12 protein-coding genes and 2 pseudogenes are annotated in these 15,365 nt (G+C 73.2%); 5 read left to right on the forward strand and 9 right to left on the reverse strand.

The window, feature by feature from the left end; genetic code table 11:
• Nucleotides 1-117: 117 nt before the first annotated feature.
• Both OYE22_RS23005 and OYE22_RS23010 read left to right on the forward strand, forming a co-directional pair.
• On the forward strand, nt 118-477 hold the full coding sequence (locus OYE22_RS23005) for a metalloregulator ArsR/SmtB family transcription factor (RefSeq protein WP_277322167.1): 360 nt from the start codon (nt 118-120) through the stop codon (nt 475-477).
• A 108-nt stretch (nt 478-585) separates the two neighbouring features.
• Nucleotides 586-1,509 (forward strand): MOSC domain-containing protein, encoded by a 924-nt coding sequence (locus OYE22_RS23010; RefSeq protein ID WP_277322168.1) that lies wholly within the window; start codon nt 586-588, stop codon nt 1,507-1,509.
• Between the two features lie 13 nt (nt 1,510-1,522).
• On the opposite strand, the gene OYE22_RS23015 is transcribed toward OYE22_RS23010, so the two are convergent.
• The 3 genes from OYE22_RS23015 to OYE22_RS23025 form a co-directional block, all read right to left on the reverse strand.
• Nucleotides 1,523-1,717, reverse strand: a complete 195-nt coding sequence (locus OYE22_RS23015; RefSeq protein WP_277322169.1) for a hypothetical protein — start codon at nt 1,715-1,717, stop codon at nt 1,523-1,525.
• Between the two features lie 155 nt (nt 1,718-1,872).
• Nucleotides 1,873-2,970 carry an alkene reductase gene (locus OYE22_RS23020; RefSeq protein WP_277322170.1) on the reverse strand — a complete coding sequence of 366 codons (1,098 nt, stop codon included), beginning with the start codon at nt 2,968-2,970 and terminating at the stop codon, nt 1,873-1,875.
• A 59-nt stretch (nt 2,971-3,029) separates the two neighbouring features.
• Complete coding sequence (locus OYE22_RS23025; RefSeq protein WP_277322171.1) at nt 3,030-3,458, reverse strand: RidA family protein; 429 nt, start codon at nt 3,456-3,458, stop codon at nt 3,030-3,032.
• A gap of 141 nt (nt 3,459-3,599) precedes the next feature.
• Here OYE22_RS23025 and OYE22_RS23030 point away from each other — a divergent pair, with 141 nt between their 5' ends.
• Nucleotides 3,600-4,196, forward strand: coding sequence for a TetR/AcrR family transcriptional regulator (locus OYE22_RS23030; protein WP_277322172.1), 597 nt, complete (start codon nt 3,600-3,602; stop codon nt 4,194-4,196).
• Between the two features lie 174 nt (nt 4,197-4,370).
• Here OYE22_RS23030 and narI read toward each other — a convergent pair.
• From narI to OYE22_RS23055, 5 genes and pseudogenes are all read right to left on the reverse strand, one after another.
• Nucleotides 4,371-5,042, reverse strand: a pseudogene (gene narI / locus OYE22_RS23035) (respiratory nitrate reductase subunit gamma); the annotation flags it as partial.
• Nucleotides 5,043-5,172: 130 nt separating this feature from the next.
• Nucleotides 5,173-5,772 carry a nitrate reductase molybdenum cofactor assembly chaperone gene (gene narJ, locus OYE22_RS23040; RefSeq protein WP_277322173.1) on the reverse strand — a complete coding sequence of 200 codons (600 nt, stop codon included), beginning with the start codon at nt 5,770-5,772 and terminating at the stop codon, nt 5,173-5,175.
• Nucleotides 5,773-5,833: 61 nt separating this feature from the next.
• Complete coding sequence (gene narH / locus OYE22_RS23045) at nt 5,834-7,453, reverse strand: nitrate reductase subunit beta (protein WP_277322174.1); 1,620 nt, start codon at nt 7,451-7,453, stop codon at nt 5,834-5,836.
• Entirely contained in the window at nt 7,453-11,127 is a 3,675-nt protein-coding gene (locus tag OYE22_RS23050; RefSeq protein ID WP_277322175.1) for a nitrate reductase subunit alpha, read from the reverse strand. The genes narH and OYE22_RS23050 overlap by 1 nt, the downstream gene beginning before the upstream one ends.
• A gap of 116 nt (nt 11,128-11,243) precedes the next feature.
• Nucleotides 11,244-12,290, reverse strand: a complete 1,047-nt coding sequence (locus OYE22_RS23055; protein WP_277322176.1) for a tellurite resistance/C4-dicarboxylate transporter family protein — start codon at nt 12,288-12,290, stop codon at nt 11,244-11,246.
• Between the two features lie 610 nt (nt 12,291-12,900).
• On the opposite strand from OYE22_RS23055, the gene OYE22_RS23060 reads away from it, so the two are divergent.
• A complete protein-coding gene (locus tag OYE22_RS23060; protein WP_277322177.1) occupies nt 12,901-13,356 on the forward strand; it encodes a TerB family tellurite resistance protein in 456 nt (151 codons plus the stop codon).
• A 370-nt stretch (nt 13,357-13,726) separates the two neighbouring features.
• A pseudogene (locus OYE22_RS23065) lies at nt 13,727-14,658 on the forward strand (IS5 family transposase).
• A 15-nt stretch (nt 14,659-14,673) separates the two neighbouring features.
• Here the strand turns inward: OYE22_RS23065 and OYE22_RS23070 are convergent.
• Complete coding sequence (locus OYE22_RS23070) at nt 14,674-15,249, reverse strand: snapalysin family zinc-dependent metalloprotease (RefSeq protein WP_277322178.1); 576 nt, start codon at nt 15,247-15,249, stop codon at nt 14,674-14,676.
• Nucleotides 15,250-15,365: the final 116 nt, after the last annotated feature.

The raw sequence follows: 15,365 nt of genomic DNA on the forward strand, positions 1-15,365 counted from the left end.
GTGCGCCGTCGGGCCTCAGCGCGGCGGGCCGAGCCCTGGCGCGGCGGACCCGGTCCGCCCCCGAGGCCGCCCCGCACGCGCGGGGTCGTCCCGCGCGGCCCGCCGTACGATGGGCGCATGCCGCTCCGCGAAGAGCCCTCAGTTGCACACCCCGCGCACGAGCGCACCCCGGGCAAGCGGCAACTGGACGTCGCCTCCACGGTGTTCGCACTGCTCGCCGACCCGACCCGGCTGCACCTGCTGTGGCTCCTCGCCCAGGGCGAGGCCGACGTCACGGCCCTGACCACGGCCAGCGGCGCGACCCGCACGGCGGTCAGCCAGCACCTGGCCAAGCTGCGCCTGGCCGGCGTGGTGCAGGCGCGCAAGGAGGGCCGGCACGCGGTGTACGCGCTGCGCGACGGCCACCTGCGCCGCCTGGTGGTCGAGGCACTCCAACACGCGGACCACCAGGTGACGGGGGCTCCCTGGCACGCGTGACGCGGCGGGTCAACCGGCCGACCACCACCGGGACTTCCGCGACCGGGCGTTGGGTACGGTCGACAGGTCTCGCCCCGGCGCGCGGGGTGGGCGAAAGGAGCGGAACCGATGCTGGGCACGGTACGTACGCTGCGGCGCTACCCCGTCAAGTCGATGCTCGGCGAGGAGTTGGCCGTAGCCGACGTCACGCCGCGCGGCCTGCGCCACGACCGGCGGATCGCCCTGGTGCACCGCGAGACCGGCAAGATCGCCAGTGCCAAGAACCCACGGCTCTGGCGCGACCTGCTCACCCTCTCGGCCACGGTGGGGGACGCGGACCAGGAGGGTGACACCGGCGCCGACGGGCCGCCCGTGCGCATCACCCTCCCCGACGGCCGCACCCTGCTGGCCACCGACGCGAAGACCGACGCCGTCCTCAGCGAACTGCTCGGCGCACCGGTCCGGGTGGCCCACACCCCGCCGCCCGGCGCCACCCTGGAACGCTCGAAGCCGGAGGAGGTGCTGGCGGCCGGCATCGACGCCGAGGTGGGCCACGACGAGACCGAGATCGGCACGGGCGCGCCCGATGGCACCTTCTTCGACTTCGCCCCGCTCCACCTGATCACCTCCGCCACCCTGGCCCACATAGCCCAACTGAGCCCGCGCGGCACCGTGGAGGCCGAGCGCTACCGCCCCAACATCATCGTGTCCGTCCCCACCGAACCCCCGACGCCGGGTGCCCACACCCCATCACCCGCCTTCCCGGAGAACGCCTGGGTCGGCCGCCACCTGCACATCGGCGACGAACTGACGCTGCACATCCTGTCCACCACCCCGCGCTGCGCCATCCCCACCCTGGCCCACGGCCCCCTGCCCCGGGACACCCACGCCCTACGCGTCCCCGCCGCCCACAACCGCGTCGAACCACACCCGGGCATGGGTCCCCAACCGTGCGCGGGCGTCTACGCACGCGTCATCCGCCCCGGCCGCGTACGCCAGGGCGACCCGGTCCGCCTGGGCGAGGTGGCGTCGACCGGGGGCGACGCCAACTAGCTTGCTGTCAGGCTCAGTTGTCGGCACTCCCGCGATCCGTCTGCGCCTCGCCGAACAGCTGGTACTCGGTGACGACGCGGCGGAACCGGTCGTGCCCCGGGTGCCGCTCGGCATGGTCCAGACACCAGGCGTCCACCTCCTCCTGCCGCTCCACCCCGCCGGACGCCGCCCGACAGTCGGCCGCCACACAGAACGCTTCACGAGACACGGGCCCTCCGGAGAAGTGGGACGAGCGGGACACTGCGGGCAGCGTAGGCCGCACGGCCCGCCGGTGTGGTGGGATGCGCCCGATCCGTGTGGGTGGGGATCGGGTGTGGTACGGCGGGGGGCGCGCGGGGCCGGGGCCGGGCCGTGGGTGGGTGGCTAGGCGCCCGCCGGAACCCCGGGGGCGTCCGTCGCGGCCGGGTAGTCGGTGTAACCCTCCGCCCCGCCCCCGTACACGTTCTCCGTCGGTGGGCCAGCGAGCGGGGTGCCGTGGGCCAGGCGGGCGGGCAGGTCCGGGTTGGTCATGAACAGGCGGCCGATGGCGATCACGTCCGCGTGCCCGTCCCGCACCAGCCGCGCCCCCGCCCCGGGGCTGCTCGGCACGGGGCCGTTCGTGTTGGCGACGAGCGTTCCCGACCAGCGCGTCCGCAGGTCCGCGATGGCTTCGTAGGCACCGTTCCGCAACACGTGCAGATAGGCCAGGCCCAGTGGGTCCAGCGCGTCGACCAGCGCGCGGTACGTGGTGCGCGCGTCGGTCTCCGCGAGCTGGTTCTCGGCGTTGTCCGGCGAGACGCGCAGCCCCACGCGGTCCGCGCCGACCTCGGCCACGACCGCCTCGACGACCTCTATGGCGAACCGCAGGCGGCCGGTGACCGAGCCGCCGTACGCGTCCGTGCGCAGGTTGGTGTTGTCGGCGATGAACTGCTGGATCAGGTAGCCGTTCGCGCCGTGGATCTCCACGCCGTCGAAGCCCGCCGCGACCGCGCGCCGGGCGGCGGACGCGAAGTCCTCCACCGTGCGGGCGATCTCGTCGACGGTCAGCTCGCGCGGGGTGACGTGGTCGAGCAGCCCGTCCCGGGTGTAGATCCGCGTCCCCTCGATGGCGACGGCCGACGGGGCCACCGGCAGCGCGCCGTCCGGGAGGGTCAGCGGGTGGGTCATCCGGCCCACGTGCCACAGCTGGGCGAAGATCGTGCCGCCCTCGGCGTGCACCGCGTCGGTCACCTCCCGCCAGCCACGCGTCTGCGCGTCGGTCACCAGGCCCGGGATGCCGGGGCCGCCCTTGGCGAGCGCGTTGACGTACACGCCCTCGGTGATCAGCAGCCCGGCCCCGGCGCGCTGTCGGTAGTACGTCGCCGCGTGCGGGCTCGGCACCCCCGTCACGTCGTCGGCCCGGCCCCGTGTCATCGGGGCCATCGCCAACCGGTTCGCCAGCTCCAGTCGGCCCGCCCGGTACGGCCTCAGCAACTCCCGCACGTCCCCGCCCCCTTCCGTCACTCCCGCGCCCTGTGCCCGTCCCGTCACGGTCCCGGCGGTCACGCGGCGCTCCGGTCCAGCGCGATGACCTCGACCTCGATCTGCCAGTCGGGCTGGGCCAGCGAGACGACCTCGATGAGGGTGTCGGCGGGGTAGGGCTCGGCCAGGAACTCGCCGCGCAGCGTGATCACGTGCGGGAGGTTCGCCGCCATGTCCCGTACGAAGATGCCGACCTTGACGACGTCCGCGAAGGTCAGGCCGGCCGCCGCCAGTACCCGTCCGACGTTCCGGAACGCCTGCCGCCCCTGTGCCAGGAACCCGCCCTCGACGGTCGTCCCGTCCTCCTCGAAGCCCGCCTGCCCGGACACGTACACGAAGCCCCCGGCCCGGACGGCCTGCGATATCCGGTACGGCGCGTACCAGTCCGGCGCGGTCGCGATCTTCTCGATGCGCTCCGTGGTGGCGGGCGCGCTGTCGTTGCTGGACATCTCTCTCCCCTGTGGTGGCGAGGCGCGGCGACCTCGCGTGCTGGCGTTACGAAACGTTCCGTAACGTCAATCGACGCTAGATCACTCCGGGAGTCCTGTCAAAACGAAACGTAACGTCACGCGAGCAGTAGGGTGAGGCGCATGATCTCCGACCCGAACAGTGAACGACGCAGCGAGCGCGCCCGCCGGGCGATCCTCGACGCGGCGTTCGACCTGGTGAACCGCAAGGGCTTCGCGAAGTTGACCATCGAGGCCATCGCCGCCCAGGCGGGCGTGGGCAAGCCCACGATCTACCGTTGGTGGCGCTCCAAGGGCGCGGTGGTGCTGGAGGCGATGCGCGAGGAGTTGGGCGACGACTTCGCCTTCCCCGACACCGGTGACATCGCCGCCGACCTCACGACGCAGATCACCGCGGTGAGCCAGCGGCTGGTCACCGGCCGGATCAGCGAGGCCTTCAAGGGCGTCGTCGGGGAGGCGCAGAACGACCCGGCGTTGATGAAGGCGTTCCGCGAGACGGTCCTCGAACCCAGCATCGCGGAGTGCCGGGCCCGCCTGGAGTCCGCCGTCGCCGCCGGGCAGCTCCGTTCCGACGTGCCCACCGACGTGATGGTCGACCTCTTCTACGCGCCGATCCACTACCGGCACTTCCTGGGCTTCGGCGACGACGCGGTCAGGCACAGCGCCGAACTCGTACAAGACGTCCTGCTCGGCCTGCGACCCCGGCCGGACGCGGCGTGAACACGCCCGCCCGGCAGCCCGCCCGTCACCGCCCCGCGCCGCGCCCCGGACCAGAACGCGCACCCGTCCCCGCACCCGTCCCCGCCAGGGGAGTCCGCCGCTCGCCGCCCCGGGGCTGGGCTCCGCGCGGGCGGTAGCCGTCGCGGGGGAGTAGGGGCCGTGGGTGCGGCGGGCGCGGGTCCGGTAGACGACGTACGGGCGGAAGAGGTAGCCGACGGGGGCCGTGAAGGCGTGCACCAGGCGGCTGAACGGCCACAGGGCGAACAGGGCCATCGCCAGCACGGCGTGGACCTGGAACTGGAGGGGCGCGTCCGCCATGTGGGAGACGTCCGGGTCGAGGGTGAACAGGCTGCGCACCCAGACCGAGACGCCGAGCCGGTAGTCGTAGTCGCTGGTCGCCGGGGTGACCATGGTGTTCATCAGGCCGGCGACCATCGTCGCGCCCAACACCGGGTACAGCACCCGGTCGCCGCGCGAGCTGGCCCGGCGTACGGCCGTCACGCGCAGCCGCCGCGTCACCAGGATCGCCAGGCCGCAGGTGCCCATCAGGCCGGCCACGCTGCCGGCGACCAGCGCGCCGGTGCTGTACTGGGTCTCGCTGACGCGCAGCCACTCGGTGAAGCTCTCCGGGACGAGCAGGCCCACGACGTGGCCCATCAGGATCAGCAGCAGCCCGAAGTGGAAGAGCGGCGAGCCGACGCGCAGCAGCCGGTTCTCGTGCAACTGGCTGGAGCGGGTGGTGAAGCCGAACCGGTCGTAGCGGTAGCGCCAGGCGGTGCCCCCGACCAGGCAGCTCAGGGTCAGGTAGGGCAGCACGCCCCACAGCGCGGTGTGCAGGTGGTCCACCAGCGGGCTCCTTCGCGGCGGCTCCCCGTGCGCGGGGCAGGGGAGGGTACGGCGGGGTCGGGCAGGTTGAGGGGAGTCGGGGGAGTTGGGTGGCGGGGGGCAGGGAGGAGTGGGGCGTCGCGGGGCCTGGTCAGGACGGGGGGCGGGCGGTGAAGGGTTCGAGGCCGACGTGTTCGGTGGGCGGCCCGGTACGGGCCAGCCTGCGGGCGGCGGCGCGGTCGGCGGGGCGCGGGCCGGGCAGGGTGGCGCTGACGGCGTCCAGGACGTGGGCGTAGCGGGTGCCGCGCTCCTCAAGCGCCAGCCGGAGGAGTTCGATGCCGGCGCGGTGGCCGCGCAGCAGCCGGGTGCCGGCGCGCGGGCAGCGGGCGGCGAACTCCAGCATCAGGGGCAGGTGGTCGGGGAGTTCGGCCGGGTCGGGCTCCCAGCCGGCGGCGCGGTAGACCTCGCGCAGCGCGGCGAGCGCGCCGCCCCTGCGGCGGGTGTCGCCGTCGGTGTAGTACGTCAGGTGCAGGGTGCGCCGGTGGGTGCGGTCGAAGACGTCGGTGTAGTGCGCGGCGGCTTCGAGCACCGGGACCCGCTCGGCCTCGGAGCAGAACCGCAGCAGCGGCCCGGCGGCCGGGTGGCGTGTGGTGCGCAGTTGCTCAGCGACCGCGTCGAGCCGGCCGTGCCAGTCCTGGTCGGGGTAGTAGAGCAGCAGCGACGCCGCCTGGTGGATGGCGGGCGCGCTCATGCGGCCGGCCCCGCTGGCGCGACGCGTGGGCCGCGCGTGCCTGCCGCCGTCTGCCGGGCGCTCACGCGGTGGCCTCCGGGAAGAGACCGTCCGGGCGGCCGGAGCCGTTCCAGTTCAGTAGGTTGACCCGGCCGCGCAGCGCGAGCCCGGCGTGTTCGGGCTCGGGGCCCGCGCCGGGGGCGGTGTGGAAGGCGTCGGCCTCGTACATGCCGGGCCCGCCGTCGCCGTCCAGGCTGCACCCGGTGTCCAGCGGGCTGCCGGGCTCGGCGACGTAGCTGGTGGGGATGACGTAGCGCTCGTCGTACTTGGCCAGGGCGAGCAGCCGGTACATGGCCTCGATCGCCGTCGGATCCATGCCCACGCTGGCCGCGATGGCGGGGTCGGGCTCCTCGCCGAGGTTGTGGTGGCGCATGTGGGCGCGCATGGCGCCGAGCCGGCGCAGGGCGGCGGCCACCGGCTCCACGTCGCCGGCGGTGAAGAGTTCGGCCAGGTAGGAGAGCGGGATGCGCAGCGTGTCGATGGCGCCGAACAGGTTGGCCGCGTCCTCGCCGTCGTGGCCGCCCTTGGACAGCGCGTCCACGATGGGCGACAGCGGCGGGACGTACCAGACCATCGGCATCGTGCGGTACTCCGGGTGCAGCGGCAGGGCCACCCGGTACTGGCTGATCAGGGCGTGTACGGGGGAGCGGCGGGCGGCGGTGAGCCAGTCGTGCGGGATGCCGGACGCCTCGGCCGCGCGGATCACCTCCGGGTCGCCGGGGTCGAGGAAGCACTCCAACTGGGCCTCGTAGAGGTCCTTCTCGTCCGGTACGGCCGCCGCCCGGTCGACCCGGTCGGCGTCGTAGAGGATGACGCCGAGGTAGCGCAGCCGGCCCACGCAGGTCTCGGAGCACACGGTGGGCTCGCCGGCCTCGATGCGCGGGTAGCAGAAGGTGCACTTCTCGGCCTTGCCGGAGGAGTGGTTGAAGTAGACCTTCTTGTACGGGCAGCCGCTGACGCACATCCGCCAGCCACGGCAGCGGTCCTGGTCGACCAGGACGATGCCGTCCTCGACGCGCTTGTACATCGCTCCGGACGGGCAGACGGCCACGCACGAGGGGTTCAGGCAGTGCTCGCAGATGCGCGGCAGGTAGAACATGAACGCGTCCTGGTACTCCAGGCGCACGGTCTCGCTGATGCGCTCCAGGAGCGGGTCCCGCGCGGTGTGTTCGGGGCCGCCGCCGAGGTCGTCGTCCCAGTTGGGGCCGGTGGTGACGGCCATGGGCCGGCCGTCGATCTGGGAGTGCGGCGGCGCGGTGGGCACGTCGTCACCCAGCGGCGCGTCGGTGAGGTTGGCGTAGTCGTACGTCCACGGCTCGTAGTAGTCGGACAGCTCGGGCAGCTCCGGGTTGGCGAAGATCCGCGAGAGCCGGCGCAGCCGGCCGCCCGAGCGGGGGACGAGCTTGCCGCGCCTGAGTTCCCAGCCGCCGCGCCAGGTCTCCTGGTCCTCGTACCGGCGCGGGTAACCCTGTCCGGGGCGGGTCTCGACGTTGTTGAACCAGACGTACTCGGTGCCCTGCCGGTTGGTCCACGTCTGCTTGCAGGTGACCGAGCAGGTGTGGCAGCCGATGCACTTGTCGAGGTTCATGACCATGGCGACCTGGGCCATCACCCGGCCGATGGGCGCCTTGCGCGGGGGCATCAGTAGTCGACCTCCTGCGAGCGGCGGCGGATGACCGTGACCGCGTCGCGCTGGTTTCCGGTGGGGCCGTAGTAGTTGGGGGCGAAGGAGAGCTGGCCGTAGCCGCCGATGAGGTGGGTGGGCTTGATGAGCAGGCGGGTCAGGGCGTTGTGTACGCCGCCGCGCCGGCCCGTCGCCTCCGACTTCGGCACGTTCACCAGGCGTTCCTGCACGTGGTACATGAACACCGTGCCGGCCGGCATGCGGTGCGAGACGATCGCGCGGGCCACCACGACGCCGTTGGCGTTGACGGCCTCGATCCAGTCGTTGTCCGCGACGGCGATCGCCTCGGCGTCCTGCGGGCTCATCCAGATGACCGGGCCGCCTCGGGCCAGGGTCTGCATGAGCAGGTTCTCCTGGTACTCGGAGTGGATGGACCACTTGGAGTGCGGTGTGAGGTAGCGGACGGTGACCGAGCGCTCCTGGCCACTTCCCTTGCGGGGGCGTTCGCCGAGCGCGGCCATGTTCAACGGCGGGCGGAAGACGGGCAGTTGCTCGCCGAACTCGGCCATCCAGGAGTGGTCGAGGTAGAAGTGCTGGCGGCCGGTGAGGGTGTGCCAGGGCTTGGCGTGCTCGGTGTTGATGGTGAAGGGCGCGTACCGGCGCTCGGCCCCCTCCTTGCCCGACCACTCGAAGCTCGCGCCGACCTGCACCGGGCGGGCCTGCGTGTCGGAGAAGACGATGCGCCGCTCGGCGACGGAGGCGGCCAGCTCGGCCAGGCCCGAGCCCTCGCCGACCCGCTCGGCCAGGGCGGTGAACCCCTCGGCGGCGAGCCGCCCGTTGGTGGTGCCGGACAGGGCGAGAATCGCCTCGCACATCTTGACGTCGGTGTCCAGCAGTGGGCGCCCGGCGGCCGGCCCCTCGGTCGCGGTGCCGCAGCGCTGGGCCAGCCAGCGGGCCTCCGGCTCCGGGCGCACCGTGATGCCCTTGACGACGATGCCGTCCCGCTCGGCCAGCGGCCCGAAGGCGGCCATCTTGTCGCCGATGGCGGTGTAGTCCCGCTCCACCAGGGCGAACTGCGGCAGCGTCTCGCCCGGTGGCGGGGCCTCGCCCGGCGTGTCGTGCTGGAGCGCGGTGGCCACCAGGTCGTACGCGACCTCCAGGCGGCCCCTGGCCAGCTCGCTCAGCTTGCGGGCCAGGCCGTGGAAGATGTCGAAGTCGGTACGGGCCTGCCAGGGCGGGTTGATCGCGGGCGAGAAGGCGTGCACGTAGGGGTGCATGTCGGTGCTGGACAGGTCGTGCTTCTCGTACCAGGTGGCGGCCGGCAGCACCAGGTCGGCGAAGAGCGTCGTGGACGTCATCCGGAAGTCGAGCGCCAGCAGCAGGTCGAGCTTGCCGCGCGGCGCCTGTGCGCGCCACCTGACCTCCTTCGGCCTGGCGCCCTGGGGAACCTCGTCCGCGTCGGCGTTGTCGGCGGCGCCGAGCAGGTGGCGCAGGAAGTACTCGTTGCCCTTGGCGGACGAGCCGATCAGGTTGGCCCGCCACACGGTCAGCACCCGGGGCCAGTTCTCCGGCGCGTCCGGGTCCTGGCAGGCGAAGCCGAGCCGGCCCGCGGCGATCTCGTCGGCGGCCCAGTCGGCGGGGGCGCGGCCCGAGGCGCGGGCGGCGGCCCCCAGGTCGAGCGGGTTGCCGGCGAACGTCGGGTAGGAGGGCATCCAGCCGCGCCGGGCCGACTCGGCCACCAGGTCGGCGGTGTGCCGGCCGGCGAACAGGCCCTGCCCGGCGGGCGAGGCCAGCGCGTCGGCGGGCGCGTTCTCGTACCGCCACTGGTCGGTGTGGACGTACCAGTACGGGGTGCCGGCCATCTGCCGGGAGGGGCGGGCCCAGTCGGCGGCGGTGGCCAACTGCTGCCAGCCGGCGTACGGGCGCACCTTCTCCTGGCCGACGTAGTGCGCCCAGCCGCCGCCGTTGCGGCCCTGGCAGCCGGTGAGCAGCAGCAGCGAGAGGAACGAGCGGTAGATGGTGTCGGAGTGGAACCAGTGGTTGGTGCCCGCGCCCATCACGATCATGGATCGGCCGCGGGTCTGCTCGGCGGTGCGGGCGAACTCCCGCGCGGTGCGGATCGCCGCCCGGGCCGGCACCGAGGTGATCGTCTCCTGCCAGGCCGGGGTGCAGGGCACCGACGCGTCCTCGTAGCCGATCGGCCACTGGCCGGCCTGGCCCGCGCGGCGCACCCCGTACCGGGCGAGCAGCAGGTCGAAGACGGTGGTCACCAGGCGGTCGCCGATCCGGCGCACGGGGACCGCGCGGCTGAGCGAGCCCGCCTCCTCGGAGTCGAAGCGCGGCAACACCACGCGGGCGCTCGGCCCCTCGCCGTCCGCGCGGTGGAAGGTCAGCAGCGGGTCCACCTCGCCGAGGTCCAGGTTCCAGCGGCCCTCGCCGCCCTTGCCCCAGCGCTCGCCCAGCGTGCCGTTCGGGACCACCACCTGGTCGGTGACCGCGTCCACCAGGACCGGCTTGTAGCGGCCGGCGCCGGGCTCGTCCCCCTCGTCCAGGCCCAGGTCGGCGGCGGTCAGGAAGCTGCCGGGGGTGTGGTCGTCGGCGCCGTGCGGTGTCAGCTCCACCAGGAACGGCAGGTCGGTGAACCGCTTGCCGTAGTCGAGGAAGTACGGCACCTGCCGCTGGACGAAGAACTCGGTGAGGATCACGTGCCCCATCGCCATCGCCAGCGCGCCGTCGGTGCCCGGGTGCGGGTGCAGCCACTCGTCGGCGAACTTCGTCGCGTCGGCGTAGTCGGGCGAGACGACCACGACCTTCTGGCCCCGGTAGCGGGCCTCGGTCATGAAGTGCGCGTCCGGGGTGCGGGTGACGGGGACGTTGGAACCCCACAGCATCAGGTACGCCGCGTCCCACCAGTCACCGGACTCCGGCACGTCCGTCTGGTCGCCGAAGACCTGCGGCGAGGCGACCGGCAGGTCGGCGTACCAGTCGTAGAAGGAGAGCATCGGCGCGCCGATCAGCGCGTGGAAGCGGGCCCCGACCGCGTGCGAGGCCATCGACATGGCGGGGATGGGCGAGAAGCCGGCGATCCGGTCCGGGCCGTGCGCGCGCAGCGTGTGCAGGTGGGCTGCGGCGGCGATCTCCAGGGCCTCGTCCCAACCGACGCGCACCAGGCCGCCCTTGCCGCGCGCCGACTGGTAGCGGCGGCGCTTGTCCGGGTCGGTGGTGATCTCGGCCCAGGCCGCCACCGGGTCGCCGAGTCGCTGCCTGGCCTCCCGGTACAGCTCGACGAGGACGCCGCGCGCGTGCGGGTAGCGGACCCGGGTGGGCGAGTAGGTGTACCAGGAGAACGAGGCCCCGCGCGGGCAGCCGCGCGGCTCGTACTCGGGCCGGTCGGGGCCGGTCGTCGGGTAGTCGGTCGCCTGCGTCTCCCAGGTGATCAGCCCGTCCTTGACGTAGACCTTCCAGGAGCACGAGCCCGTGCAGTTGACCCCGTGCGTGGAGCGCACCACCTTGTCGTGCGCCCAACGGTCGCGGTACGGGGTGTCGTTGACGCTCTGGTCCGTACGGAAGACCGCGCGGGAGTCGGGGCTGACCGGCGCCTTGTTGAGCATTTTCCCCATGGCCAGCAGGGCGCGTTCGGCGGCGTCAGCCGAACGCCCCACGCGCAGCCCGAACTTGTTCGAGGCCACCATGGGCCCCCTCTCAGCCGCTTGCCGATTGCTCAGCGCAGCGTGGACCAGCGCACGGAGCGTGCGGAAGCGGTCACCGAGGTTCTTGACGTGACCGCTCACCGAGCTTTGCTTGCCTTTTAAAACTGATTTTGGCCGGAACCAAGCGAGTTCGTTGGCGCGGACGGTGTACGACGCGTGAATCTCAGGGGGAGGCCCGCCATGGCCAAGGCGACAAGCAGCCACGCGCCGCCCGCGACCCAGGTCACGGCGCCGCCCACCGCGCGTAGCGCGGGCGCGTCGGACACCTCGGCCAGCGCGCGGCTGGCCACGGCGTACATCCCCAGCGGGAAGACGACGCACCACTGGGTGGGCTCGTAGCGCACCGGCACCCGGTGCCGCCAGTGCCGCCAGTACCCGGCCGCGACCAGCACCGGAAGCAGCAGCGTCGCCCATCCCCACAGCGCGAACAGCGCCCCGACCAGCACCCGGCGCGGCCCCGGTGCCCAGCCCAGCCCGACCACCTGCGCACCCGCCAACACGCTGATCGCGCAGGCGCCCATGGCCACCCAGTACGCGGGCGTCAGGGCCGGCGGCGGCACGGGATGCCGGCGCAACCGCCAGCCGACGGCGCCGAGCACCGCCCCGTACAGCCCGAGGCCGGCCACCCAACAGCCCAGCAGCACGCCCCGGGCCCACATCCCCGGCCCCAGCGCGGCCCCCGCCACCACCACGGACTGGAGCCCGACCGCGCACAGGAACCAGGTGCCGTCGGCGGCCCGCGCGGCGTGCGGCGAGCGGCGCAGCGTGCGCGCCGTCCGCGCCGCGACACACCCCCAGGCCACGGCCGCGACCAGGCACAACGCGAGCGCGACGGCCCGCGCGCCCGCGCCGGCCAGCCGCGCCGCGAGCACCTCGGAGCCGGCCACGAAGGTGAAGAAGCCGAACACCCTGGCCGGCGCGTCCGCGTCCGCCACGAGGTACGCCCGGTGCGCAAGCACCCGCCAGGCCAGGGCCGCCACCAGCACCGCGAACCCCGCCAGGCCGAGCCCGAACAGCGGCCACGAGAGGCGGCGCGCACCGCTGGTCGCCAGGGCGCGCGAGACGATCCCCGTGGCCATGACCGGGGCGAAGCACGCCGGCGCGAGGCCCCGCACCCGCCCGTTGACCTCCTGCGTCCATGTCATGCCCGGCAGCGTCCCACCGCCCCCGCGCACCCCCACCCCACCGGTCGCCCCGCGCCCCCCGCGCCCCATGAGAAACCGGCCACCCGGGAGAGGCCCCGCGGGCCCGTCGGACATGGCCGATGCTTTACCGCCACGTGGGCAACGCTATTCCCGGGCCCGGGAGTTGGGCCCGGGCGTGAGTGTCGCCGCGCCCCACGGCGGACCGGGCGACCGGCGTACGCGGGCGCGCGCGCCCCGCCGCAGACAGACGGCGCGCGGCTCTCTGGGCGGGCCTGGCGCGGGCGGCAGGGAGCGCGTGGCCCGCGTTCGGCGCAGGGCCCGGCATCCGCTGTGCCATCGGCGCCGAGCGACCTCGGCCCGGCGTGCGCCCCTCTGCTTCCGGGGGGCCGGATGTGGGCTGGTGCGGGGGCGGGGGCGCGTGGTGGGCGGGCGTGGCCGGCGGCGCGATACCGAACGCGGGCAGCGCCCGTGGCGCGCGGCGTGGGCGGGGGCGCCGGGTCCGGCCGCGGGCGGGTGCTGAGCCTGCTAGCTTCTACATCGTTGTAGATGAACCCATGGCGTCGCCGAGGGCGCCTCTGGCCGCCGCCGATGACACGAGGAGAAGTTACCGATGGCCCTGTGGGACAAGCTCAAGGAGTCCGCGTCCTCGATGCAGACCCAGCTGATGGCGAAGAAGAACGACCTCAAGAGCGGCGCGTTCCGGGACGCCAGCATGGCCATGTGTGCCCTGGTCTCCGCCGCCGACGGGTCGGTCGACCCCTCCGAGCGGCAGCGCGTCGCCTCGCTGATCGCCACCAACGACGTGCTCCAGAACTTCCCCGCCGACGATCTGCAGCGCCGCTTCAACGAGTACCTCGACAAGCTGGCCACCGACTTCGAGTTCGGCAAGGTGTCCCTCATCCAGGACATCGGCAAGGTCAAGAAGAAGCCGGTCGAGGCGCGCGCCGTCATCCAGATCGGCATCGTCATCGGCGGCGCGGACGGCGACTTCGACCTGACCGAGCAGGCCGTCGTCCGCGAGGTCTGCTACGCGCTCGACATCGCGCCCGGCGAGTTCGACCTCTAGAACAGCCGAGTTCGGCCTCCGGGCGAGTTCGAGCACCGAGAGGCCGAGCGTCTGCGAGCGTCAAGGCGTCGGCGGTGGGGAGGCGGGCACAGCCCGCCTCCCCACCGCCGTTGTCCTTCCCCCAAGGTTCCCCAAGGGGGCCCGGGCGCGCGCGGGCGCGCCCGGGCGGATGGGGATCGGCCGCACGCGGCCCGTGTGCCTCCGCCGAGGCCGGGCCGTCGTACGGGCCGTGGTGGCCCGCGGGGTCGCTCGCTCCGTACGACCCCGCCGGGTCACCCGAGGGCCGCCCGGGGGCGGCCCGGCCCGCGCGGACCTAGGACTTGTCCGGCCGATCATGCGACTGCTCCGCCGCCGTGTCGTTGATGTGGACATGGGGCGGGGTGATCTGACGGATGCGGAGTGGGAACGGCTGCGGCCGTTCCTGCCCGTCAGCAACAGGCGTTGTGGCAGGTGGCGGGATCACCGGCAGGTGATCGACGGGATTTTGCACCGGGTGCGGACCGGCGTGCAGTGGCGTGACCTGCCCGAACGGTTCGGCCCGTGGAAGACCGTCTATGAACGCCACCGCATGTGGTCGGCCGACGGAACCTGGGAACGCCTACTCCAGCAGGTTCAGGCCGAGGCGGACGCGGCCGGGGAGATCGACTGGGACATCTCGGTCGACTCCACCATCGTGCGGGCGCATCAACACGCCGCCGGCGCCCGCACCGAACCACCGCCGGCTCCCGCCTCAAAGGGGGAGGCACCGGCAGAACACCAGGGCGAAACTCCGTGGCAGAGTCTGGTGGCCCGCCTGGTGGAGGTGGTGCAGGAGGTGAGGGCCTGGGTCGCTCGCGGGGCGGGTTCACCACCAAGCTCCACCTGAGCGCGGACGGCCGCTGCCGCCCGCTGTCCCTGAGCATCACACCGGGACAGCGGGCGGACTGCACCGAGTTCAAGCCCGTGCTGGAGAAGATCCGCGTCCCGCGGATCGGGCCGGGCAGGCCGCGCAAGAACCCCGACAGCATCGCCGCCGACAAGGCGTACAGCAACGGCCCCTGCCGCGAGTATCTGCGGCGCCGGGGCATCCGGCACACGATTGCGGAGAAGGCCGACAGCCAGGCCGCCCGCCTGCGCAAAGGGTCACGCGGCGGACGGCCACCCGGCTTCGACGAAGAGCGGTACAAGAAACGCAACACCGTCGAACGGGCGATCAACCGGCTCAAGCACGCCAGAGCCGTGGCCACCCGCTACGACAAGCGCGGCTATGTCTTCCTCGGCACCGCGACTGCCGCAACCCTCGTCATCTGGCTCCGCGCATGATCGGCCGGACAAGTCCTAGTAGACGGCCAGCGCGAACTTCGAGGCCACGTCCCGCGCGTACACCTTGGAGCCGGCGAACTTCCGCTCCACCGAGGCCTTCTCCTGCGCGTTCGGGTACTGGTTGGTGCAGGACGTGCCGGCCGACGCGCCGGACATCAGGCTGGAGCACGGGCCCGGCTTCACGTCGGGCAGGCCGAGTATGTGCCCTAGCTCGTGCGAGGCGATGCGGACGGTGTTGTGGCCCTGGTTCACGGCCTGACGTCCTATCCACACCCGGCCGTTGCCCAGCGAGGTGGGTTGGGCCCGCGGCCAGCCGTTGTCGGCGACGATGATGATGTTGGCGCGCTGCCCCGGCTGGACCGGCTTGAGCTGGACGTTCTGCACGCTCTCGTTCCAGGCCGCGGCACCCTGGGTGACCGCGTCCTTGAACTCGGCGGCACCGCTGGAGTCGTACGTGACCACCCGGGCCGCGGCCTGCGCGCCGCGCTCGTCGGCCTGGTCGGTCGCGGACGCGGCCTGTACGCCCGAGCCGAACAGCAGGCCCGTCGTGCAGAGCGCGAGCGATGCTCTCAGGATCTTCCGGGAATTCATACACATCTCCACTCGATGGATGGGACTCGACGGCGCCGCGAGCCGGCGCGGCCACGGGGGCGAGCCGGCCGGTGAGCGGGTCGCTCGGGCGGTGCGGGGTGACCGACCGGGGCGGG

The sequence above is a fragment of the Streptomyces sp. 71268 genome (assembly GCF_029392895.1).
Classification (GTDB): domain Bacteria; phylum Actinomycetota; class Actinomycetes; order Streptomycetales; family Streptomycetaceae; genus Streptomyces.